24 protein-coding genes, 4 tRNA genes and 1 pseudogene are annotated in these 22,190 nt (G+C 71.6%); 20 read left to right on the top strand and 9 right to left on the bottom strand.

What is annotated here, in order from left to right:
* Positions 1-3 precede the first annotated feature (3 nt).
* The 5 genes and pseudogenes from FB563_RS10905 (at position 4) to gvpJ (ending at position 4,667) form a co-directional block, all read left to right on the top strand.
* Positions 4-1,578 carry an NADH-quinone oxidoreductase subunit M gene (locus FB563_RS10905; RefSeq protein ID WP_055707628.1) on the top strand — a complete coding sequence of 525 codons (1,575 nt, stop codon included), beginning with the start codon at positions 4-6 and terminating at the stop codon, positions 1,576-1,578.
* On the top strand, positions 1,575-3,095 hold the full coding sequence (locus FB563_RS10900; RefSeq protein WP_055707629.1) for an NADH-quinone oxidoreductase subunit N: 1,521 nt from the start codon (positions 1,575-1,577) through the stop codon (positions 3,093-3,095). The genes FB563_RS10905 and FB563_RS10900 overlap by 4 nt, the downstream gene beginning before the upstream one ends.
* 190 nt (positions 3,096-3,285) lie before the next feature.
* Complete coding sequence (gene htpX, locus FB563_RS10895) at positions 3,286-4,149, top strand: zinc metalloprotease HtpX (RefSeq protein ID WP_055707630.1); 864 nt, start codon at positions 3,286-3,288, stop codon at positions 4,147-4,149.
* Positions 4,150-4,257: 108 nt separating this feature from the next.
* Positions 4,258-4,530: pseudogene (locus tag FB563_RS10890) on the top strand (GvpL/GvpF family gas vesicle protein); the annotation flags it as partial.
* Positions 4,467-4,667: a gas vesicle protein gene (gene gvpJ, locus FB563_RS10885; protein WP_055707632.1), complete on the top strand. Its 201-nt coding sequence runs from the start codon at positions 4,467-4,469 to the stop codon at positions 4,665-4,667. The pseudogene FB563_RS10890 and the gene gvpJ, both read left to right, overlap by 64 nt.
* A gap of 46 nt (positions 4,668-4,713) precedes the next feature.
* Here gvpJ and FB563_RS10880 read toward each other — a convergent pair whose 3' ends face one another.
* The 3 genes from FB563_RS10880 to FB563_RS10870 all read right to left on the bottom strand — a co-directional run bounded on the left by FB563_RS10880 (position 4,714) and on the right by FB563_RS10870 (position 7,244).
* The gene (locus tag FB563_RS10880) at positions 4,714-5,115 is read right to left on the bottom strand and encodes a YccF domain-containing protein (RefSeq protein ID WP_055707633.1); all 402 of its coding nucleotides are present in this window, start codon (positions 5,113-5,115) and stop codon (positions 4,714-4,716) included.
* Positions 5,116-5,317: 202 nt separating this feature from the next.
* A complete protein-coding gene (locus FB563_RS10875; protein ID WP_055707634.1) occupies positions 5,318-6,580 on the bottom strand; it encodes an APC family permease in 1,263 nt (420 codons plus the stop codon).
* A gap of 175 nt (positions 6,581-6,755) precedes the next feature.
* Entirely contained in the window at positions 6,756-7,244 is a 489-nt protein-coding gene (locus FB563_RS10870) for a YajQ family cyclic di-GMP-binding protein (protein ID WP_019756392.1), read from the bottom strand.
* 237 nt (positions 7,245-7,481) lie between these two features.
* On the opposite strand from FB563_RS10870, the gene FB563_RS10865 reads away from it, so the two are divergent.
* Positions 7,482-7,563: transfer RNA gene (locus tag FB563_RS10865), tRNA-Tyr, on the top strand.
* Between the two features lie 60 nt (positions 7,564-7,623).
* Here FB563_RS10865 and FB563_RS10860 read toward each other — a convergent pair.
* Positions 7,624-8,106, bottom strand: a complete 483-nt coding sequence (locus tag FB563_RS10860; protein ID WP_055707635.1) for a carboxymuconolactone decarboxylase family protein — start codon at positions 8,104-8,106, stop codon at positions 7,624-7,626.
* 186 nt (positions 8,107-8,292) lie between these two features.
* Between FB563_RS10860 and FB563_RS10855 the strand changes: the two genes are divergently transcribed.
* From FB563_RS10855 to FB563_RS10845, 3 genes are read left to right on the top strand one after another with little or no spacing between them, the layout of a single operon-like run.
* Complete coding sequence (locus FB563_RS10855; RefSeq protein ID WP_055707636.1) at positions 8,293-8,646, top strand: DUF6233 domain-containing protein; 354 nt, start codon at positions 8,293-8,295, stop codon at positions 8,644-8,646.
* Between the two features lie 44 nt (positions 8,647-8,690).
* Entirely contained in the window at positions 8,691-8,915 is a 225-nt protein-coding gene (locus FB563_RS10850) for a hypothetical protein (RefSeq protein WP_199832892.1), read from the top strand.
* 42 nt (positions 8,916-8,957) lie between these two features.
* Positions 8,958-9,170: a hypothetical protein gene (locus tag FB563_RS10845; protein ID WP_055707637.1), complete on the top strand. Its 213-nt coding sequence runs from the start codon at positions 8,958-8,960 to the stop codon at positions 9,168-9,170.
* A gap of 131 nt (positions 9,171-9,301) precedes the next feature.
* Here the strand turns inward: FB563_RS10845 and FB563_RS10840 are convergent, their stop codons facing one another.
* Positions 9,302-9,958, bottom strand: a complete 657-nt coding sequence (locus FB563_RS10840) for an SDR family oxidoreductase (RefSeq protein WP_142218616.1) — start codon at positions 9,956-9,958, stop codon at positions 9,302-9,304.
* A gap of 228 nt (positions 9,959-10,186) precedes the next feature.
* The gene (locus tag FB563_RS10835) at positions 10,187-11,452 is read right to left on the bottom strand and encodes an amidohydrolase family protein (RefSeq protein WP_055706196.1); all 1,266 of its coding nucleotides are present in this window, start codon (positions 11,450-11,452) and stop codon (positions 10,187-10,189) included.
* Between the two features lie 366 nt (positions 11,453-11,818).
* On the opposite strand from FB563_RS10835, the gene FB563_RS10830 reads away from it, so the two are divergent.
* The 8 genes from FB563_RS10830 (at position 11,819) to FB563_RS10795 (ending at position 17,181) form a co-directional block, all read left to right on the top strand.
* Positions 11,819-11,891: transfer RNA gene (locus FB563_RS10830), tRNA-Thr, on the top strand.
* 46 nt (positions 11,892-11,937) lie between these two features.
* Positions 11,938-12,010 (top strand) — tRNA-Met (locus FB563_RS10825).
* Between the two features lie 90 nt (positions 12,011-12,100).
* Positions 12,101-12,265, top strand: a complete 165-nt coding sequence (gene rpmG / locus FB563_RS10820; protein ID WP_003948671.1) for a 50S ribosomal protein L33 — start codon at positions 12,101-12,103, stop codon at positions 12,263-12,265.
* Positions 12,266-12,485: 220 nt separating this feature from the next.
* Positions 12,486-12,938, top strand: a complete 453-nt coding sequence (locus tag FB563_RS10815; protein WP_055706197.1) for a MaoC family dehydratase N-terminal domain-containing protein — start codon at positions 12,486-12,488, stop codon at positions 12,936-12,938.
* Positions 12,939-12,945: 7 nt separating this feature from the next.
* The gene (locus tag FB563_RS10810; RefSeq protein WP_055706198.1) at positions 12,946-13,374 is read left to right on the top strand and encodes a MaoC family dehydratase; all 429 of its coding nucleotides are present in this window, start codon (positions 12,946-12,948) and stop codon (positions 13,372-13,374) included.
* Positions 13,375-13,486: 112 nt separating this feature from the next.
* Positions 13,487-14,056 (top strand): TetR/AcrR family transcriptional regulator, encoded by a 570-nt coding sequence (locus tag FB563_RS10805; protein ID WP_079048766.1) that lies wholly within the window; start codon positions 13,487-13,489, stop codon positions 14,054-14,056.
* Positions 14,057-14,141: 85 nt separating this feature from the next.
* Positions 14,142-15,671 (top strand): DHA2 family efflux MFS transporter permease subunit, encoded by a 1,530-nt coding sequence (locus FB563_RS10800; protein WP_055706200.1) that lies wholly within the window; start codon positions 14,142-14,144, stop codon positions 15,669-15,671.
* A 454-nt stretch (positions 15,672-16,125) separates the two neighbouring features.
* Positions 16,126-17,181 carry a UDP-N-acetylmuramate dehydrogenase gene (locus tag FB563_RS10795; RefSeq protein ID WP_055706201.1) on the top strand — a complete coding sequence of 352 codons (1,056 nt, stop codon included), beginning with the start codon at positions 16,126-16,128 and terminating at the stop codon, positions 17,179-17,181.
* 46 nt (positions 17,182-17,227) lie between these two features.
* Here FB563_RS10795 and FB563_RS10790 read toward each other — a convergent pair whose 3' ends face one another.
* Positions 17,228-17,860, bottom strand: coding sequence for an NAD(P)-dependent oxidoreductase (locus FB563_RS10790; protein WP_055706202.1), 633 nt, complete (start codon positions 17,858-17,860; stop codon positions 17,228-17,230).
* A 103-nt stretch (positions 17,861-17,963) separates the two neighbouring features.
* Between FB563_RS10790 and FB563_RS10785 the strand changes: the two genes are divergently transcribed.
* Positions 17,964-18,575: a TetR/AcrR family transcriptional regulator gene (locus tag FB563_RS10785; protein WP_055706203.1), complete on the top strand. Its 612-nt coding sequence runs from the start codon at positions 17,964-17,966 to the stop codon at positions 18,573-18,575.
* Positions 18,576-19,019: 444 nt separating this feature from the next.
* On the opposite strand, the gene FB563_RS10775 is transcribed toward FB563_RS10785, so the two are convergent.
* The gene (locus FB563_RS10775; RefSeq protein ID WP_055706204.1) at positions 19,020-20,060 is read right to left on the bottom strand and encodes an adenosine deaminase; all 1,041 of its coding nucleotides are present in this window, start codon (positions 20,058-20,060) and stop codon (positions 19,020-19,022) included.
* Positions 20,061-20,183: 123 nt separating this feature from the next.
* A complete protein-coding gene (locus tag FB563_RS10770) occupies positions 20,184-21,410 on the bottom strand; it encodes a pyridoxal phosphate-dependent aminotransferase (RefSeq protein WP_055706211.1) in 1,227 nt (408 codons plus the stop codon).
* 262 nt (positions 21,411-21,672) lie between these two features.
* On the opposite strand from FB563_RS10770, the gene FB563_RS10765 reads away from it, so the two are divergent.
* Positions 21,673-21,745, top strand: a tRNA-Trp gene (locus FB563_RS10765).
* A gap of 106 nt (positions 21,746-21,851) precedes the next feature.
* Positions 21,852-22,139: a preprotein translocase subunit SecE gene (gene secE, locus FB563_RS10760; protein ID WP_023547417.1), complete on the top strand. Its 288-nt coding sequence runs from the start codon at positions 21,852-21,854 to the stop codon at positions 22,137-22,139.
* Positions 22,140-22,190 lie beyond the last annotated feature (51 nt).

The raw sequence follows: 22,190 nt of genomic DNA, 5'->3' as shown, positions 1-22,190 counted from the left end.
GGCGTGATCGATATCAACGAGTCCGTGATGCAGTTCCTTCTGGCATTCACCGTCGTCGGCCCGCTCCTCGGCGCCGTCGCCGCCCTCCTGCCCGCCCCGCCCGGGCTGAAGGGGAAGTCGCCCGGGCAGGCCGTGCTGCGGCACGGCGTGACCGTGACCGGCGCGATCCTCATCGCCGCGATCGCCCTCGCGCTCGGCTTCGACCACGACCACCCGTCGAAGATGCAGGCCACGACCGACATCAGCTGGATCCCCGCGCTCGACGTGCGGATCCACCTCGGCATCGACGGCATCTCGCTCCCCCTTGTCGTGCTGACCGCGCTGCTGACCTTCCTGTGCGCGCTGTACTCCTACTTCAACCCGCCCAAGGGCGGCTCCCCCAAGGCGTTCGTCGCGCTGCTGCTCCTGCTCGAGTCCGGCACTCTCGCGACCTTCGCCGTCCTCGATCTGCTGCTGTTCTTCCTCGCGTTCGAGATGGTGCTCATCCCGATGTACTTCCTCATCGCCCGCTGGGGCGGCGAGGGCCGGACCCGGGCCGCGTGGAAGTTCATCCTGTTCACGCTGCTCGGCTCCGTCGTCATGCTGCTCGGCCTGCTCCTGATCGGGATCAAGGCGGGCACGTTCGACATGGTGGCACTCGCCACTGACAACGGCCGGTCGCTGACCGCGTCCGTGCAGGTCATCGCCGTTCTGGCGATCGGGATCGGGCTTGCCGTGAAGTCGCCGATGTGGCCGCTGCACAGCTGGCTGCCCGACGCGCACACCGCCGCGCCGACCGTCGGCTCGGTGCTGCTGGCCGGTGTCCTGCTGAAGATGGGTACGTACGGGTTCGTCCGGATCCTGCTGCCGGTCGCGCCGCACGGCTTCCACACCTTCGCGCCGTACCTCGCGGCGTTCGCCGTGGTCGGGATCATCTACGGATCCCTGGCCTGCCTGGCCCTGGCCAAGCGGGGTGCCAAGGGCGACCTCAAGCGGTTGATCGCCTACTCCTCGGTCGGCCACATGGGCTTCGTCCTGCTGGGCATCGCCACCATGACCCCCACCGGCGTCAACGGCGCCCTGTTCGCCAACATCGCCCACGGCCTCATCACCGGCCTGCTCTTCTTCCTGGTCGGCGCGCTGAAGGACCGCACGGGCACGACGGACCTCGACACCCTTGCCGAGGAGACCGGCCTCGCCCTGTACGGCAGGGCGCCCCGCCTCGGCGGCCTGCTCGCGTTCGGTGCCGTCGCCTCGCTCGGCCTGCCCGGGCTCGCCGGGTTCTGGGGCGAGATGCTGGCCCTGTTCGGCGCGTTCGAGCCCGCCGTCGGCCTCAGTCGGCCGGCCTTCCTCACCTTCATGGCGATCGGCGCGTTCGGGACCCTGCTGACGGCCGCGTACATGCTGATCGTGGTCCGCCGCGTCTGCATGGGCGGCGTCGAACAGGAAGTCCCGAAGCTCGCCGACGTGCGCGGGTACGAGTTCGCCGCCTGGACCCCGCTCGTCGCCCTCACCGTCGCCGCCGGACTGTGGCCGAAGGCGCTGCTCGGCCTGACCGACCCGGCCGTGCACCAGCTCCTCGCAGGAGGCACCCGATGAGCGCCCAGCCCCTCGCCGAGTCGCTGGTCCAGTCCGTCGACTGGCTCGCCGTCGCCCCGCCGGCCATCGCCGCCGCCGTGGGACTCGTCGTCCTGGTCGCCGACCTGTTCCTGCCCGAGGCCCGCAAGGCCGTCCTCGGCTGGGTCTCGGTCGCCGGTCTGGCCCTGGCCGCGCTGCTGCTCCTGCCCCTCCTGGACGGCGACCGCAGCACCTTCTGCCTTTCCGGCGGCGCCACGCGCGCGTGCAGCTACACCGCCGACCACTTCACGCTCGTCATCCAGTTCCTCGTCCTCGGCGGCGCGCTGCTCGCGGCCCTGCTGTCCGTCACGAACCTCGAGGACGACCAGCGGCGCGTACCGCCGGGCGAGTTCTGGTTCCTGCTGCTGTCCTCCGCGGCCGGAGCCGCCCTGCTGCCCGCCTCCCGGGACCTCGCCACCCTGATCGTCGCCCTGGAGGTCGCCTCCCTGCCCGCCTTCGCCCTCGTCGGCATCCGGCACGGCGACGAGCGGTCCTCCGAAGCCGCCCTGAAGTTCTTCCTGTCCTCGGTGACGGCCACCGCGGTCAGCCTGATGGGCATCAGCTTCGTCTACGCCTCCACCGGCACCCTCTACCTCACCCAGGTCGCCCAGCGCCTGCCCCACGTCGGCGGACAGCTGCACACGCTCGCCCAGGCGGGTGTCGTCCTGACCCTGATCGGCTTCGCCTTCAAGACGGCCGCCGTCCCCTTCCACTTCTGGGTGCCCGACACCTACGTCGGCGCGCCGCTGCCCGTCGCCGCCTACCTGTCGGTCGTCGGCAAGGCGGTCGGCTTCTCCGGCCTGATCCTCGTCACCGTCGTCGCGTTCCCGTCGTACGCCGACGTCTGGGGTCCCGCGCTCGCCGTCCTGGCCGCGCTCACCATGACCGTCGGCAACGTCGGCGCCCTGCGCCAGCAGGCCACGCGCGCGTACAGCGCCGTACGGCTGCTCGCCTGGTCCTCCGTCGGCCAGGCCGGCTACCTGCTGGTGCCGATCGCCGCGGCGGGCTACTCCAGGGACCCGCAGAAGGCGATCGGCTCCACCGTGGCCTACGCGCTGATGTACGCGGCCGTGAATCTGGGCGCGTTCGCGGTGGCCGCCGTGGTGGGCCGCGGCCGGGCCCTGAACCGGATCAGCGACTACCGGGGCCTGTACGCCACCAATCCGCTCACCGCGCTCCTGCTGGCGTTCTTCCTGCTCTGCCTGGCCGGGCTGCCGCCGGGCGTGATCGGGCTGTTCGCCAAGGTCACCGTGTTCTCGGCGGCCGTGGACGCGGGCCTCGGCTGGCTCGCCGTCGTCATGGCCGTCAACGTCGTGATCGCCCTCTTCTACTACCTGCAGTGGACGGCCCTGCTGTTCCGCGCCCCCGAGGGCGAACCCGCCCGGCACCGCGTCCCGGCCCCCGTCACGGCCGCCCTCGCCCTCACCGGTGTACTCGGCGTGGCCCTGTCCGGAGCACCCCAGCTGGTCCTCCGCTTCGCGGCCACCGGACTGTTCTGAGACACGGGCACGCGCGCGTGGGGCACACCCGGCCCCCACGCGCGCTTAGCCGCACGCGCCCCCTCACCCGTACGGCCCGGCGTGCACCCGCACCCATCAGGGAACTCCCAGCCGCCGCCTGGCGTTGTCACAGGCGGGAGGGTCCACTGGACCAAAGTGTTCCCCAGCTGCACGACTTGGAGGGCGCACGGTGCACCGCCGGCACAACGGGCTCAGGACCGCAGTACTCCTCGGGGGGCTGTCCGCACTCATCATCGTCATCGGCAGCTTCTTCGGCCGTGCCGGTCTGGTCATCGCGGTCCTGGTCGCCCTCGGGACGAACGCGTACGCGTACTGGAACAGCGACAAGCTGGCGCTCCGCGCGATGCGCGCCCGCCCGGTCAGCGAGTTCGAGGCCCCGGCGCTCTACCGGATGGTCCGTGAGCTGTCCACGCAGGCGCGCCAGCCCATGCCCCGCCTGTACATCTCGCCCACGGAGGCCCCCAACGCCTTCGCCACGGGCCGCAACCCGCGCAACGCGGCCGTGTGCTGCACCGAGGGCATCCTGCGCCTGCTGGACGAGCGCGAGCTGCGCGGCGTCATCGGCCATGAGCTCAGTCACGTCTACAACCGGGACATCCTCATCTCGTCGGTGGCCGGCGCGCTCGCCTCGGTGATCATGTTCCTGGTGAACTTCGCCTGGCTCATCCCGGTCGGCCGCTCGGACGACGACGACGGCCCCGGCCTGCTCGGCATGCTCCTGATCATGATCCTCGGCCCGCTCGCCGCCACCCTCATCCAGCTGGCCATCAGCCGCTCCCGGGAGTACGAGGCGGACGCCTCCGGAGCCCAGCTCACCGGCGACCCGCTGGCCCTCGCCAGTGCCCTGCGCAAGCTCGAGACCGGCACCCGGCAGCTCCCGCTGCCCCCCGAGCCGCGGATCGAGACCGCCAGTCACATGATGATCGCGAACCCGTTCCGCCCCGGACAGGGGCTGACCAAGATGTTCTCCACGCACCCGCCGATGGCGGAGCGCATCGCCCGGCTGGAGCAGCTGGCGGGCCGCCACCGGTGAAGGCCCGCAGTCCTTGGAGGGACGGAAGGGACGGAACGAGCAGGACGAGGATCGGAGCCTGAGGACGGTGGACGGCGCGAGCGGGAGGACACCTGGCTCGCCGAGGAAGCCGTCCGGCGTACGGAGGAGCAGGCCCGCGGCCTCGCGGTGGAGCGCGCCCGGCACCGGCCGCAGGAGGGCGGAGTGGCTCAGGCCCCGGGCGCGAACGTCGCCAACGACGCCTCTGTGGTCCCACGCCGCCTGACCGAGCAGTTCCGCACCCGGATGCTGCACGCCGCGGACGGCTTGGACGGGATCCGCGTGGACGTCACCGGCCCCTGGCGCCGTACGAGCACGGTGCGTACGACGCCCGGCCGGTCCCGCAGCAGCAGGTGGCCCTGATCGACCTGCTGGACCGGCTGCTGACCGGTGGTGTGGCGCTCAGCGGAGAACCCGTCCTGTCCACCGCCGACATCGGCGTCGTGCGGATCTCGCTGCGCGCCAGCGGGGCTCGGCACCGGAGCCACCGGGCCCTGTGAGCGGCTGCCGCGGCGGAACGAACAGACCAGCGGCCGGCGCGGGGGATCAGCGTCCGGCGAATCCCTGGTCCGACGCGACCACCTCACGCCCGAGCGGCATGAGCGAGATCGGGATGAGCTTCAGGTTCGCCCAGCCGAAGGGGATCCCGATGATCGACAGGAACAACGGGATGCTCGTGATCAGGTGGCCCAGCGCCAGCCACCATCCCGCGAAGATCACCCAGATCACGTTGCCGATGACGGAGCCCGCACCCGCGTCCGGCCGGTCCACGGTCGTCCGGCCGAACGGCCACAGCACGAAGCCGGCGATGCGCAGCGACGCGATGCCGAACGGGATGGTGACGATCAGGACGAAGCAGATCACGGCAGCGATGAGATAACCGATCGCCATCCACAAGCCGCAGAAGACGAGCCACAGGATGTTGAGCAGCAGGTTGAACACCTTCATGATCGGTACCTCTCCGGGTCGCTCCGTCGGCATGCCTGCTGCCACCAGTATCAGCGTGTCCGGCGTTCGGGCAGAACCGCAGCACCCTTGTGGCGTGATCGGGAACGTCCGGAGACGATCCCGCTCGGCGGCGCCGGCCACCCGCCGGGCGGGCCGGCGGAGAACGGCACCACGCGCGCGTGCCGGGCGTGCTGACAAGGCGTCACTCGGTACGCCGCCGCGCCCGCCGTCGTACGGCGTAGGCCGCCACGCCCACCGCGAGCACGCCCGCCCCCACGGCCACCGAGGCGGCGGGCAGCGCGAACGCCAGCGTGGCGCAGCCCAGCAGGCCCACCACGGGCACCACGCGGGCGGCCGGGGACGGACTCAGCGTCCACGCGGAGGCGTTGGCGACGGCGTAGTAGGCGAGCACGCCGAAGGAGGAGAAGCCGATCGCGCCACGCACGTCGACCGTCGCGGCCAGCACGGCGACCGCCGCGCCCACGGCGAGCTCCGCCCGGTGCGGCACCTGGAAACGCGGGTGCACGGCCGCCAGCGCCCCGGGCAGATGCCCGTCCCGGGCCATGGCGAGCGTCGTACGGGACACGCCGAGGATCAGCGCGAGCAGCGAGCCGAGCGCCGCCACCGCCGCCCCGGCCCGCACCACCGGCACGAGCCCCGGCACACCGGCCGCCCGTACCGCGTCGGCCAGCGGCGCCGCCGCGTGCCCGAGCCGGTCCGGGCCGAGCACGGCGAGCACGGCGACGGCCACGCACGCGTACACCACGAGTGCGATCCCCAGGGCCAGTGGGACAGCACGCGGGATCGTGCGCACCGGATCCCGCACCTCCTCACCGAGGGTGGCGATCCGGGCGTACCCGGCGAACGCGAAGAACAGCAGTCCCGCCGCCTGCAGCACCCCGCCCGCGCCCGACGACAGCCCGATGTCCAGCCGCCCGGCGTCGGCCCGCCCGGAGGCCAGGCACACGACCACCACGGCCACGAGGACGGCCAGCACCACCGCCACGATCACGCGCGTCAGCCACGCGGACTTCTGGATCCCGCCGTAGTTCACCGCGGTGAGGGCGACCACGGCCGCGACCGCCACCGCGTGCGCCTGCCCGGGCCAGACGTAGGCGCCCACGGTGAGTGCCATGGCCGCGCAGGACGCCGTCTTGCCGACCACGAAGGACCAGCCCGCGAGATAGCCCCAGAAGGAGCCCAGTCGTTCCCGCCCGTACACGTACGTCCCGCCGGAGGCCGGATAGCGCGCGGCCAGCCGGGCCGAGGACATCGCGTTGCAGTAGGCCACCACGGCCGCGAGCGCCAGCCCGGGCAGCAGTCCCGATCCGGCCGCGCGCGCGGCCGGTCCCAGGGCCGAGAACACGCCGGCCCCGACCATCGAGCCGAGGCCGACGACCACGGCGTCCCGCACGCCGAGGGTGCGTCGCAGTCCGGTGGCCGGTCCGGTGCCGGAGGAGGTCATGCGCCGCACCCTACTGACCGCCTCAACGGGGTCGTGGAGGGGTGACCTCGTCCACGTCAACAGGCCACGAACACAGGGTCACTAGGGCAGGGATCTCGGACACCCGCGACGACAGCACGGAAGGGCGGGCACCGCTCGGGGCGCCCACCCTTCCGTTGGGTCCAACCGGTAGGTCTTACCGGTAGTTCACGAACTGCAGCGCGAAGTCGAAGTCCTTGCCCTTCAGCAGCGCGATCACGGCCTGCAGGTCGTCCCGGCTCTTGGAGGAGACACGCAGTTCGTCACCCTGGACCTGGGCCTTCACGCCCTTCGGGCCCTCGTCGCGGATGATCTTCGCCACCTTCTTCGCGTTCTCCTGGGAGATGCCCTCCTCGATCGACGCGAAGATCTTGTACTCCTTGCCGGACAGCTGAGGCTCGCCCGCGTCCAGGGCCTTCAGCGAGATACCGCGCTTGATCAGCTTGGACTGGAAGACGTCGAGGACGGCCTTCACCCGGTCCTCGGAGTTCGCCTCCATGAGGATCTTGTCCCCGGACCACGAGATCGAGGCACCCACGCCCTTGAAGTCGTAGCGCTGCGAGATCTCCTTGGCGGCCTGGTTGAGGGCGTTGTCGACCTCCTGCCGCTCGACCTTCGAGACGATGTCGAAACTGGAGTCGGCCATGTCCTGTGGCTCCTTGTATCGGGGTGCGTATCGGATGCGTATCGGGTGCGTGCCGGCGTGCGCGGCGGCGGCCGCCGGGCCCGGCGTCGTACCGGGCCGCATCCGCACCAGCCTAGCCACCCCACGAGCCGAGGGGTGGAGATCAACCGGGTGGCGAAGCACCCCCGTGTATCGGGTATTGTTTACGTCGTCGCCAGGGAGCACCGCCGAGAAGCGGTTCGATCTGGTGGCCGACCCGGCGGTGTGCCCGAGCGGCCAAAGGGAGCAGACTGTAAATCTGCCGGCTCAGCCTTCCCAGGTTCGAATCCTGGCGCCGCCACACGGAATCGAGAGCCCCGTGACCTGCGAGAGCGGGTCACGGGGCTCTCGTCGTTGACCGTCAGTGGAACTTGGCGACCATGCCCGCCTCGTAGTCGCCGGCGGGCTGCTGGGTGATGACGTTGCCGCGGTTGAAGGCGTTGATGACGGCGATCTGGGCCACCAGGTCGGCGAGCTGGTCCTCGTCGTAGTACTTGGCCGCGTTCGCCCACACCTCGTCCGGGACGCCGCCGGCCGCATCGGCGGTGCGGGTGCCCTGCTCCGTCAGCTCCAGCGCCGCACGCTCGGCGTCGGTGAAGACCTTGGCCTCCCGCCATGCGGCGACCAGGTGGAGGCGTACGGCGGTCTCGCCGGCCGCGGCGGCTTCCTTGGTGTGCATGTCGATGCATCCGGCACAGCCGTTGATCTGGCTGGCGCGGAGCATCATCAGTTCGCGCGTCGAGGCCGGCACGGTCGACTCCGAGAGCGCCATGCCCGCGGCGATGAGGTGCTTCATGGCCTTGGCCGCGACCGGACTGGCCATGACGTTCAGACGAGCTTCCACGGTGTACTCCTGGGTGGTTGCCGGTGCGTACGCCCTCTTGGACAGAGCGGCCCCGCGCGCTGTGACAGCACATGAATGTGACCTGTGCCTCATGCGTCTCGCCGATGGAGAACCGTTTCGGGGCGGATCCCGTTCGTTCGTATCCCGCTGGTCGCACTTCCGGGTACCTTCACTAGAATCGAACGTGTGAACGATGACCGTCCGCTGACGCGTCTCGACATGCTGCGTTTCGCCCGCCGCGTCGTCGAACACCAGGCCGCGCGGCAGCTCGCCCTGATGGACCGGTGGATCGCGGACGAGGAACGCCGGGAGGCCGAACGGCAGCGCCGTCTCGCCACCCGGCAGGCCGGTCCGGACTGGCTGATCGAGCACGGCCTGAACGGCCGCACCGCGGTGTACGTCCACGTCGGCGGCTGTACCGGCGTCGGCGGGCGTGCCAAGGAGGTCGGCCGCAACCAGGCGGTCCGTGCGCTCACCGAAGGAGGAGTCGCCGCATGCCCGCTGTGCCGCCCCGACACCGCGCTGGGAATACTGGAATGACCGGTCCGGGTGCGCGCCCGGGCGGTCCGGACGATGCTGGAGCCATGGCCGGGAAACGACCCATCATCGTGCACCTGCCGTCCCCTACCGGGGGCCGCCGGGTCCGGGTGGACGGCGAGATCCTCGGCCTGGCGCACAGTGTCGGGGACCTGGTGGAGTTCCTGCGCCGCGCGGGGTTGGAGATCGAGCCGGAGCAGGTGGCCGACTCGCCGCTGATCGACTGGCGTGGGGTGGGCCCCGATCGCTGGGAAGCCGAGACCCGCACCTGACGGCGGTGTCGCGCCGGCGCCGGTGCGGGCACACTGGCGGTCATGTCCTCCCGACGCAGAACCTGCCCTGTGTGCCACCGCGACATCGCCGTCGTCGCGGGCCGCTACGCGCGGCACGACCCGCCCGGCGCGCGGCAGAACGGCGAACTCGTCTCTTGCGCCGGGTCGCGGCGGCAGGCCCAACTCGGGGCCGCCCAGCCGGCGTTGGACGGATACGCCGTACCGGAGATGCCCGGGCAGCTGCCGCTGTTCTGAGTCACGAGGAGGCGAAGCGTGCCGGCTTGCGAGTCGGCTTGCGTGCGCGGGCGGGGAGCTGACGCAGGGACAAGTAGGTGACGCTGAAGGCTCGTGGCGGGGTTTGTCCGTTCAACGGCCGGAGGCCTGCGTCAGTTCCCGGCCACCGACTTCACCGCCACCGACACCGGTGCCGATCCGCTGATCAGCTCCAGCGTCAGGCCGGTCGTCGCCGGGGTGTCCACCAACTCCGCGAGTACGGCGGCCACATCGTCCCGGGGGATCGTGCCGCGCCCGGTGTGCGCCTCCAGCCGGACCTGACCGGTACCGGCGTCGTCCGTCAGCGAGCCGGGGCGCAGGATCGTCCAGTCCAGGGCCTCCTGGCGGGCGATGTACGCGTCCGCCTCGCCCTTGGCGCGCAGGTACGCGTCGAAGACGTCGTCGCCCTGGTGCGCGGGATCCGCGCCCATCGAGGACACGACCAGGAAGCGGCGCACGCGCGCGCGAACGGCCGCGTCCGCGAACAGCACCGCCGCGCCCCTGTCCACCGTCTCCTTGCGGGCCGCCCCGCTGCCCGGGCCCGCGCCGGCCGCGAAAACCGCCGCGTCGGCGCCCTGCAGGTGCGCCGCGACCTCCTCCACCGAGGCGGACTCCAGGTCGAGCAACACCGGTTCGGCGCCGGCCGCTCGCAGATCGTCGCCCTGTTCGGACCTGCGGATGATCCCCGCGACCTCGTCCCCGCGCGCGGAGAGCAGGCGCTCCAGCCGCAGCGCGATCTGACCATGACCACCAGCGATGACAATGCGCATGATTCCGACCGTACGCCGGACGGGGCGCATCCGCCGCATGAGTTGACCGGCGTGGCAGGGCCGCGCCGGGCTCACGCCCACGGACATGCCGCCGGGTGCGTACCTCCGGGCTTGCACCCACCAGCACACGCCGGGCGCGTACGGTCGTACGCCCGCGCACACCCACGCCCGCGCCCCCAAGCCGCCGACCCCCCGCCCCCCAGACCGCGCCCCCGGACCGCGCGCCCCTCACGACAACTCGCCCCGCCCCTGCCGTGGCAACCCGAGTTCCGCCGTGGCCACCGAGTTGCAGTACTCGCGTACCGCACTCGTGCGGGCCACCACCCGGCCCCGGTGGACCACGATCCGGCTGTACGCCAACGACAGGGCGCCGGCCAGGCGGTTGCCACGTACGGCGAGGAGGTCGGCGGGGAAGCCGGCCTCCACGCGTACCTCCGGCAGGCCGAGCGTGGCGCGGGCCGAGCTGCTGACGGCGTCGTAGGCCTCCTCCGGGCGCAGGCCGTGGGTGGAGGCGAGGAGGTAGGCGGCCTCCAGGGGATCGCCGCGGCCCACGGGGTTGGAGGCGTCACGCAGGGCGCCGCTGCCGGCCGACACGCGCACTCCGGCCGCGCGCAGCAGCCGTACCGGGGCGGCGCCCCGGCGGTCGGCACCGCAGCAGCCGCCCTGGGGGAGGCACACGACCGTCACGCCGGCCGCCGCGAGCTGGTCCGCGGCGCGGGAGGCGGCCTGGGTGGGCAGGCGCGCGAGACCGGCGCACGGTCCGATCGTCACGCCGGGGCGCAGGCCTCCGGCCATGGCCGCGAGCCGGGACAGCCGGGTGGGGTCGGAGGCGTCCGTGTGCAGGTCCACCGGGCAGCCGTGCTCGGAGGCGACCTCCAGGACCGCCTCCACGTAGCCCGTGGGGTCGGGGTCCAGGTCGGGGCAGCCGCCCACCACGGAGGCGCCCATCTTGAGCGCGTCGCGCAGCATCGCCAGCCCGTCGGCCCCGGCCACCCCGGTCAGCAGCCGTGGCATCGCCACCGCCGTCAGCTCGGCGAGCCCGCGCAGCGAGCGCCGCGCCTGCAGGACGGCGCCCAGCGCGCCGAGCCCCTGTACATCGCCCACGCGCACGTGCGCGCGTGCCGCCGTCGCGCCGTGGCCGAGCTGCAGCAGGGCCGCCTCCGTCGCCCGGCGCTGGACGTCCTCGGGGGCGTACGACACCGGGCCGGGGCGCTCGGCGGACAGCGCGGTGTCGCCGTGGGCGTGCGGTTCTGCCGGAGCCGGCAGGAGCAGGTAGCCGTTCAGGTCCACGCGCGTGGCGCCCGTCCGGGCCGGGCCCGGCGCCAGACTGCCGGCTGTGCCCACCGCCTCGATGCGCCCGCCGCCCAGCCGTACGTCCACCGTCCGGCCGTCGGTGAGCCGCGCTCCGCACAGCAGCAGGGCGGCCGGGTCGGACTGGCCCGAGGAGCCCGAGGAGTTCGACGGCGGGTGGGGCTGCGGCTGGCTGTCGGGCATCGCGCTCCAGGATGGGGCCGGGGGCTCGGGCGGGCCCGCGTGAGACACCGGGGCCTCGGCCCCAAGATCACGCAGAGCGAGTCGAGCCTAGGGCGGCGAGCCGCACCGGGAGCGCAGGAGCGCAATAGTCGTACCGGTTGGTCCGCCCATGGCAGTACACGTGTCGCCCACCTGTGTGGCCCCGCTCTCCCCGCTGGGGCCACGCGCGCGTGCCGCCGCTCCCGCTCCGCGCGGCTCCATGCCGCTCCGTGCGGCTCCGTGCGGCGACATCCGGGGCCGCTGCGAGGGCTGGGGTGGGAGTCGCCGCGAGCTGCCGGATACGGATTTGGGTGAACGGCGGCGGACCGTGTAATGTCTTCATCGCTCGCCCCAATAGCTCAGTCGGCAGAGCGTCTCCATGGTAAGGAGAAGGTCAACGGTTCGATTCCGTTTTGGGGCTCTGGTGTGAGAGGTTCCCGTCGAAAGACGGGGCCCGATCGCATCGCAGCGGTGTAGCTCAGTCGGTAGAGCAAGCGGCTCATAATCGCTGTGTCACCGGTTCAAGTCCGGTCACCGCTACTGACAGTAGCCGATTGCGGGGTCGGTCCTTCGATCGGCTACTCTTTCTTGCGTTGAATCAGTCCACCCGTTCGTCTTAGGAGCACTCACGTGGCTGCCACCGACGTCCGCCCGAAGATCACGCTGGCCTGCGTGGAGTGCAAGGAGCGGAACTACATCACCAAGAAGAACCGGCGTAACAACCCGGACCGTCTTGAGATGAAGAAGCACTGCCCGCGTTGCAACGCGCACACCGCGCACCGCGAAACGCGATAAACAGGCTCGTCCGCGAGGCCGTCCCCTTCCGAGGGGGCGGCCTCGCGGCGTTTCACCGCTTCACCGGCGCTTCGGCCTCACCGGCCCTTCAGCTTCCCCCGCGCTTCAGCTGCCCCCGGCGTTTCAGCGGCCAGGGGCCACACCCGTCCCCGCGCGCATTCCCCGGCGGGAATCCGGCTAATTTGGGGCCATCACAGCAGACATCAGGAGGTGCCGGGCCATGGCGCTCGACCAGTCCTTCGTGGGACGGACCTACCCGCCCACCGCGCCCTATGAGGTGGGCAGGGAGAAGATCCGCGAGTTCGCCGAGGCGGTGGGCGAGACCAACCCGGTCTACACGGACCCGGAGGCCGCGAAGGCGTTCGGTCATTCCGATGTGATCGCCCCGCCGACGTTCGTGTTCGCCATCACCTTCCCGGCCGCCGGGCAGATCATCGGGGACCCACAGCTCGGTCTCGACTACAGCCGTGTGGTGCACGGCGACCAGAAGTTCGCCTACAGCCGGCCCGTACGCGCCGGCGACAGGCTCAGCGTCACCTCCACCATCGAGGGCATCAAGTCCCTCGCGGGCAACGACATCCTGGACATCCGCGGTGAGGTGCACGACGAGGCCGGCGAGCTTGTCGTGACCGCCTGGACCAAGCTCGTGGCCCGTGCGGCCGAGGAGGCGTGAGGACCTGATGACGGCGAAGATCGCGTACGACGACGTCGAGGTCGGCACCGAACTCCCGGCGCAGACCTTTCCCGTGACCCGCGCCACGCTCGTGCGCTACGCGGGTGCCTCCGGGGACTTCAACCCGATCCACTGGAACGAGAAGTTCGCCAAGGAGGTCGGCCTGCCGGACGTCATCGCGCACGGCATGTTCACCATGGCGGAGGCGATCCGCGTGGTCACCGACTGGACCGGGGACCCGGGAGCGGTCGTGGAGTACGGCGTCCGCTTCACCAAGCCGGTCGTCGTGCCGAACGACGACCAGGGCGCACTGATCGAGGTCAGCGGCAAGGTCGGGGCCAAGCTGGACGACAACACCGTGCGCGTGGACCTCACGGCGACCAGCGGTGGCCAGAAGGTGCTGGGCATGTCCCGCGCCGTCGTACGGCTGGCCTGACAGCTCCATCGGAACCTGAAGTAAGGGGCGTCCTCCATGGTGGGGCGCCCCTTACGCATACGCCCGACCCGGACGGCTTGCCAAGTTAGTGATTGAGTACTAACTTACTTGCATGCCCAGGATGAGTGCAGAGGAGCGACGCGAGAGCGTCATTCGCGCGGCGATCGCCGAGTTCGCCCAGAGGGGCTACTACGGCACCTCCACGGAGGCGATCGCGAGCCGCGTGGGGGTCTCGCAGCCCTACCTCTTCCGGCTCTTCCCGGGCAAGAAGGCGATCTTCGCCGCCGCGTCGCTGCGCTGCGTCGACGACACCTGCCGGGTCTTCGAGGAGGCGGCCGAGGGGCTGCGGGGCGAGGAGGCCCTGCATGCCATGGCGAACGCCTATGTGCGGCTGATCACGGAGCAGCCCGAGAAGCTGCAGATGCAGATGCAGACGTACATCACGGTGGCGGCGGCCGAGGCGGAGGGCGACCACGAGTTCGGCGAGGCAGTGCGGACGGCCTGGATGAAGCTCTGGGACACCGTTCATCTGCCGCTGGGGGCGGACGACAGCGACACCACGACCTTCCTGGCGTACGGAATGCTCATCAACACCCTTGCGGCCATGGGGTTTCCGCCCGAGCACCGCGTCTGGCAGGGGATGTATCCGTCGGCCCGGATCACCGGCCGGCTGGAGAAGTAGCGGAACGAGGCGGGGTGCCCGCCTCTTTTCCTGCGCACGAAAGTTAGTCAGCAATAACTAACTAAGATCGCTCTCTGGGGGAGAGATGTCACAGCAGACCGCACCGACGAGCACAGGCCGCGGAAGCGCCGCCTGGGCCCTCGTGATCACCAGCGTCGCCGGCTTCATGGCGGCCCTCGACAACCTCGTCGTGACCACCGCCCTGCCCTCCATCCGCAAGGACCTCGGCGGCGCCCTGGACGACCTGGAGTGGACCGTGAGCGCCTACACGCTCACCTTCGCCGTCCTGCTGATGTTCGGCGCGGCGCTCGGCGACCGCTTCGGCCGCCGTCGGCTCTTCATCGCCGGACTCGCCGTCTTCACCGGTGCGTCCGCCGCCGCGGCCATGGCCCCCGGCATCGGCTCGCTGATCGCCGCCCGCGCGGTCCAGGGCGTCGGCGCGGCCGTGATGATGCCGCTCACGCTGACCCTGCTGACCGCGGCCGTCCCCGCGGCCAAGCGGGGGATGATGTACGGCATCTGGGGCGCCGTCAACGGGCTCGCCGTCGCCTCCGGACCCCTCATCGGCGGCAGCCTCACCGAACACGTGTCCTGGCACTGGATCTTCTGGCTGAACGTGCCGCTCGGCCTGGTCACGCTGCCCCTCGCCCGTCTCCGCCTCGCCGAGTCCCACGGCACCGGCGCCCGGCTCGACGTCCCCGGCACCCTGCTCGCCAGCGGTGGCCTGTTCGGGATCGTCTACGGCCTGGTCCGCGGCCCCTCCGACGGCTGGACCGACACCGTCGTCCTGACCGCGCTGTTCGCCGGCGGCGCGCTGCTGGCCGGGTTCGTCCTGTACAGCTCGCGCGCGGCCAACCCCATGCTGCCGATGCGGCTGTTCCGCTCCCGCGCCTTCTCCGGCATCAACGCCGCCAGCCTGCTGATGTTCGTCGGCATGTTCGGCTCGATCTTCCTGCTCAGCCAGTACATGCAGGGCGTGCTCGGCTACTCGCCCACCGAGGCGGGCCTCAGGATGCTGCCCTGGACCGGCATGCCGATGCTGGTCGCGCCGATAGCCGGGATCCTCTCCGACCGCGTCGGCGGGCGCCCGGTCGTCGCGGCGGGCCTGCTCCTGCAGGCCGTCGGTCTCGGCTACATGGCCGCCGTGGCCACCACGGACGCCTCCTACGCCGCCCAGCTGCCCGCTCTGATCGTCAGCGGCATCGGCATGGCCCTGTACTTCGCGCCGGCCGCCAATCTGGTGATGTCCAGCGTCCGCCCGCAGGAGCAGGGCATCGCCTCCGGCGCCAACAACGCGCTGCGCGAGGTGGGCGGCGCGCTCGGCATCGCGGTGATGTCGTCGATCTTCTCCGCACAGGGTGGCTACGACAGTGCGCAGAGCTTCGTCGACGGCCTGCGGCCCGCCCTGGTCACCGGCTCGGCGGTGGTCGCCCTCGCCGCGGTCGCGGCCCTGGTGATCCCGGGCCGGCGCAGCGCCGCCCGCCGCGCCGCGGGGGACGGGCGGACGCCCGCGGCCGCCTCGGAGGCCACCGCCTTGGAGGGCACTGCCCCGGCGGCCACTGCGCCGGCGGCCACCGCCTCGGCGGCTGCCGCCGTGGAGGGCACTGCCCGCTGAGGACGGGACCCTGGATCGCCACCCGGCGGACCTCCAGCGACCCGACTTCCGGTGAGCTGGGAGGAGGCGGAGCGGCGGCTCACGGGGACCGACGACGGTCGGCAGTCGCGGTACGCCGCTACGCGCGCGTGGCCTTCGAGAGGAGGCCACGCGCGCGTGCACGTGTGTCGGCGTCCATGCGCGCGTCCATGCGTGTGAGTCGGCCACGCGCGCGTGGTGGTGGGCGGCGAGCGGCCTACAGCGGTAGGCAGGGGGCCGAGGGGGCATGCCGCAAGGCAAGTTCCTGCCAGGACGTGCGGGGACGGGACCAAAAGGTCGCCCGCCCGCGAGGGCGCTCTCGTCGCCGGCCCGCACCGCCCAGCGGCGCCGAGAAACCCCCGGTGCCGGTCTCGGCGCCGCAGTCGCTGTCCGCGCGGACGCAGGGCTGTCAGGGCCGTCTCGTAGTCTTGGGCCCGTGCAGGTACTCCACGACGCCCCTCTTGCCCCACTGACCACCTTCCGGCTGGGCGGTCCCGCGACGCGGCTGGTCACTGCGGTGACCGACGCCGAGGTGATCGCCGCCGTCCGCGAGGCCGACGACAGCGGGACGCCGCTGCTGGTCATCGGCGGTGGATCGAACCTGGTCATCGGCGACAAGGGCTTCGACGGCACCGCCCTGCGCATCGCCACGCGCGGTGTCGACATGCGCGGTACGACGCTGGAGCTCGCCGCCGGCGAGGTGTGGACGGACGCCGTCGCCCGCACGGTCGAGGCGGGGCTCGCCGGCATCGAGTGCCTGGCCGGCATCCCCGGGTCCGCGGGTGCCACGCCGATCCAGAACGTGGGCGCCTACGGCCAGGAGGTCTCCTCCACCATCACCGAGGTCATCGCCTACGACCGGCGCGCCGGCGAGACCGTGACGCTGGCCAACGAGGAATGCGCCTTCGCGTACCGCCACAGCCGCTTCAAGGCCGACCCCGAGCGCTATGTCGTGCTGCGCGTGCGCTTCGAGCTGGAGGACGCGGGCGGGCTGTCGGCGCCCGTCAAGTACGCCGAGGCGGCCCGCGCGCTCGGTGTCGAGCCGGGGGACCGGGTGCCGCTGGCCGACGCCCGCGAGACCGTGCTGAAGCTGCGCGCCGGGAAGGGCATGGTGCTCGACCCCGAAGACCACGACACCTGGTCCGCCGGGTCCTTCTTCACCAACCCGATCCTCACCGGCGAGCAGTTCGCCGCGTTCCACGCGCGCGTGCGCGAGCGGCTGGGTGACGGCGTAGAGCCCCCCGCCTACCCGGCGGGGGAGGGCCGTACGAAGACCTCCGCGGCCTGGCTGATCGACAAGGCGGGCTTCACCAAGGGCTACGGCACCGGACCGGCCCGCATCTCCACCAAGCACACCCTCGCCCTCACCAACCGGGGCGCCGCCACCACCGAGGACCTGCTGGCCCTGGCCCGTGAGGTGGTCGCCGGCGTCCGCGAGGCCTTCGGGATCACGCTCGTCAACGAGCCGGTGACGGTCGGCGTCAGCCTGTAGTGCCACATCAGCCCGCAGGGACGGACAAGGGGCGCAGGGTGTACGCCTAGTACGCCACTCCCACCCCCTGCTTCACCGTCGCCTCGTCGCCGATCATCGCCAGCATGGCGTGCGCGACGTCGGCGCGTGCGATGAAGCGGCCCTTGCGCGGGAAGCCGCCGACGACGGTGCGGTAGCGGCCGGTGAGCGGCTTGTTCTGCAGGCGCGGTGGCCTCACGGACGTCCAGTCCGTGTCGCTGCGGGCCAGCTCGGCCTCCATCTCGCGCAGATCGGTGTAGACGTCCTTCAGCGCGGCCGACACCAGGCCGCGCATCGCACGGTCGAGCGCGCCGTCGCCCTCCGCGGCGGGGCCGACGGGGCCGGCGCTGACCACGAGCAGCCGTCGTACGCGCTCGGCCTCCATGGCGCGCAGGACCGTACGGGTCAGCCGGGTGGCGACACCGGCGTCCTTGCGGCTGCGCGCGCCCAGCCCGGAGAGGACGGCGTCCCGGCGGCTGACGGCGGGGCGCAGCTCCTCGGGGTCGGTGAGGTCCGCGCGGAACACCTCCAGCGCGTCCCCCGTGACGTCGAGCCGGGCGGGATCGCGGACCACGGCCGTCACCCGGTGGCCGGCGCCGAGGGCCTGACGCACGATCTCCCGGCCGATGCCGCCGGTGGCGCCGAAAACGGTGAGGTTCATGAGTGCTCCCGTGGTCCGAAAGGGTGGGTGAGTATTCACTCACCTCTGCTCACTCTAGAGTGGGTAAGCACTCACTCACTCGTCAAGCCCGATTGGACGTCCCATGGAGCCGAAGCCGGCGCGTGTCCGCATCCTCGACGCCGCCCACGAGCTCATGCTCACCGTCGGACTCGCCCGCGCCACCACCAAGGAGATCGCCCGCGCGGCCGGGTGCTCCGAAGCGGCCCTCTACAAGTACTTCGACAGCAAGGAGGAGCTGTTCGTGCGCGTGCTCGCCGAGCGGCTGCCCCGGCTCAAGCCCCTCCTGGCCAGTCTCGCCGCCGAACCGGGACAGGGCACCCTGGAGGGCAACCTCACCGAGATCGCCCGCCAGGCCGCGCTCTTCTACGAGCAGAGCTTCCCGATCGCCGCCTCCCTGTACGCCGAGACCCAGCTCAAACGGCGCCACGACGACGTCCTGCGCACGCTCGGCGCCGGCCCGCACCGGCCCATCCAGGACCTGGACGCCTACCTGCGCGCCGAACAGGCCCACGGCCGAGTCCGCGCCGACGCCGACACCTTCGCCGCCGCCTCCCTGCTGCTGGGCGCCTGCGCACAGCGCGCGTTCGCCTACGACATGACCGGCACAGGTGAGCGGCCGCCGGTCGACGCGTTCGCCGCACGGCTCGCGAGGACACTGCTGGGCGGAATCTCCGTTGCGCCCACGCGCGCGTGAACCTCAGCCGGGTGCATGACGAGCAGCCGGACAACCGGCCCCGCGGAGCACCGTATGCGGCTGAGACTGCGTGAGCTCCGGCCCCGCACCGGACCACACGCATACCGGGTCGTCCATCCCTGGCGCCCCTTGCGCCACACCTCCTTGCGCGCGCCCGGCCCCATCGGCCTGCTGCTCGGCGACCCCGACGGACCGAGCCGGCCGGCGGGCCTGTTCACCTTCGCCGCCTGCTCCCGGCACACCATTGTTTTCGGCGACCGGAACCTGTTCGCCGCCACCGCGGTCTGGCTCGCCCGGGCGGCGGGCCACGGCCCGCATCACAAGGGTGCCCGCGAGGGGCACATGGCGTACATGGGATCGATCTTCCCCCTGGTCGACCCGCCCGGCGGCGGGCATCCGATCGAGGTGGTGATCTGCTTCAAGGCATATCCGCCCTACGCCACTTCAGGCCGCCGGGCGCGCCAGCCAGTCGTCCACGCCGGCCAGCAGCCGCGCCCTGACGTCCTCCGGGGCGGCCGATCCCCGTACCGACTGCCGGGCCAGCTCGGCCAGTTCGGCGTCCGAGAAGCCGTGGGCCTGCCGGGCGATCTCGTACTGGGCGGCCAGCCGGGAGCCGAACAGCAGGGGGTCGTCGGCGCCGAGGGCCATGGGCACGCCGGCCTCGAAGAACGTCCGCAGCGGGACGTCCTCGGGCTTCTCGTACACGCCGAGCGCCACGTTCGAGGCCGGGCACACCTCGCAGGTCACGCCCCGGTCGGCCAGCCGCTTCAGCAGCCGCGGGTCCTCGGCCGCGCGCACCCCGTGCCCGATCCGTGAGGCGTGCAGGTCGTCCAGGCAGTCGCGCACCGAGGCCGGGCCGGTCAGCTCGCCGCCGTGCGGGGCCGACAGCAGACCGCCCTCGCGCGCGATGTGGAAGGCCCGGTCGAAATCCCGCGCCATGCCCCGCCGCTCGTCGTTGGAGAGCCCGAAACCGACCACACCCCGGTCCGCGTACCGCACCGCCAGGCGGGCCAGCGTGCGGGCGTCCAGGGGGTGCTTCATGCGGTTGGCGGCGACCAGCACGCGCATGCCGAGCCCGGTCTCCCGGGACGTCGTCTCCACCGCGTCCAGGATGATCTCCAGCGCGGGAATCAGCCCGCCGAGCCGGGGCGCGTACGACGTCGGGTCCACCTGGATCTCCAGCCACCCCGAGCCGTCCCTGAGGTCCTCCTCGGCGGCCTCCCGGACCAGGCGCTGGATGTCCTCCGGCCGGCGCAGGCAGGAGCGCGCCGCGTCGTACAGCCGCTGGAAGCGGAACCAGCCCCGCTCGTCGGTGGCCCGCAGCTTCGGCGGTTCACCGCTGGTCAGGGCCTCCGTCAGGGCGTCGGGCAGGCGTACGCCGTACTTGTCGGCCAGTTCCAGGACGGTTCCCGGCCGCATCGAACCGGTGAAGTGCAGGTGCAGATGGGCTTTCGGCAGTTCAGAGAGATCACGTACACGCTCCATTCCCAGATCCTGCCGTACGCCCCTGTCGTACCGGTAGCCGTTTCCCCGTACGTGGTCTTGCTCGCACAAACGAACAGGGGCACCTCCGAGGTCCGGAGGTGCCCCTGTCCAAAAATGGACCACTCAGTCCCTGGCCTCCGCCAGCAGCTTCTGGATGCGGCTCACGCCCTCGACGAGGTCCTCGTCGCCCAGGGCGTAGGACAGCCGCAGATAGCCCGACGTGCCGAAGGCCTCGCCCGGGACGACCGCGACCTCGGCCTCCTCAAGGATCAGGGCGGCCAGCTCGACGGTGTCCTGCGGGCGCTTGCCGCGGATCTCCTTGCCGAGCAGGGCCTTGACCGACGGGTAGGCGTAGAAGGCGCCCTCGGGCTCCGGGCAGACCACGCCGTCGATCTCGTTGAGCATCCGCACGATGGTCCTGCGGCGCCGGTCGAAGGCCTCGCGCATCTTCGCCACGGCCTCGAGGTCACCGGAGACGGCGGCCAGGGCGGCCACCTGGGCCACGTTGGAGACGTTCGAGGTGGCGTGCGACTGCAGGTTCGTCGCGGCCTTGACGACGTCCTTCGGGCCGATGACCCAGCCCACACGCCAGCCGGTCATGGCGTAGGTCTTCGCCACACCGTTGACGACGACGCACTTGTCGCGCAGCTCGGGCAGCAGCGCCGGCAGGGACACCGCGGCGGCGTCGCCGTAGACCAGGTGCTCGTAGATCTCGTCGGTGAGCACCCACAGGCCGTGCTCCACGGCCCAGCGGCCGATCGCCTCGGTCTCGGCCTCCGAGTACACCGCTCCGGTCGGGTTGGACGGGGAGACGAAGAGCACGACCTTCGTCTTCTCCGTGCGCGCCGCCTCCAGCTGCTCGACCGACACGCGGTAGCCGGTCGTCTCGTCGGCCACGACCTCCACCGGGACACCGCCCGCGAGGCGGATCGACTCGGGGTACGTCGTCCAGTACGGCGCCGGGACGATGACCTCGTCGCCCGGGTCGAGGATCGCGGCGAACGCCTCGTAGATGGCCTGCTTGCCGCCGTTGGTCACCAGGATCTGCGAGACGTCGGGCTCCCAGCCGGAGTCGCGCAGCGTCTTCGCGGCGATCGCGGCCTTCAGCTCGGGCAGGCCGCCGGCCGGCGTGTAGCGGTGGTACTTGGGGTTCTTGCAGGCCTCTACGGCCGCCTCGACGATGTAGTCCGGGGTCGGGAAGTCGGGCTCGCCGGCGCCGAAGCCGATCACCGGACGCCCGGCGGCCTTCAGGGCCTTGGCCTTGGCGTCCACGGCGAGGGTGGCGGACTCGGAGATCGCGCCGACTCGGGCGGAGACCCGGCGCTCGGTGGGTGGGGTTGCAGCGCTCATGGCGCCCATCGTTCCAGACCGGAAATGTCCCCGGCACACGGGTTTCACGGACTGAACAACCAGGGGTCGAAGCGTGAACACGGGTCCGAATACGGCCCCCGGCCAGGACGATCTTTGGTCAAGTGGCCCCGGACGGGCTCTTTCTGTTCGACGCCGGGCCGTGGACCACGTACACTCTCACCTCGTTGGCCTTCAGAAGCCGCCGCCGAAACCGGTGCACACCGCGCACCCGGCCGGATGCGGTACGTTGGGGGACACACAAAGGGTCGTAGCTCAATTGGTAGAGCACCGGTCTCCAAAACCGGCGGTTGGGGGTTCAAGTCCCTCCGGCCCTGCTACACACACCGCCAGGATGTGTGCGCATGTACGTACAGCAATGCACCGCCGTGCGGCTCAGAAACCGGGCGCGGCACGGCCACGACCCGGGACCAGGTGAGGACAATGACGGACGCCGTGGGCTCCATCGACACGCCTGATGCCCAGGACGAGGCGCTCGAGTCCAAGAAGAAGGCCCGCAAGGGCGGCAAGCGTGCCAAGAAGGGCCCGCTGAAGCGCCTCGCCACCTTCTACCGCCAGATCATCGCGGAGCTCCGCAAGGTCGTCTGGCCGACGCGCAACCAGCTGACGTCGTACACCACCGTGGTGATCTTCTTCGTCGCCATCATGATCGCGCTGGTGACCGTGATTGACTATGGGCTCAACCACGCGGCCAAGTACGTCTTCGGCTGAGCCAAGAGCGAAGGGCGCCGTGGTACCGGCGCCCGTTTTCGCATGTTCCAC

Origin of the sequence: Streptomyces puniciscabiei (assembly GCF_006715785.1) — a bacterium.
GTDB classification, from domain to species: domain Bacteria; phylum Actinomycetota; class Actinomycetes; order Streptomycetales; family Streptomycetaceae; genus Streptomyces; species Streptomyces puniciscabiei.
This window is presented reverse-complemented; position numbering and strand designations above follow the sequence as displayed.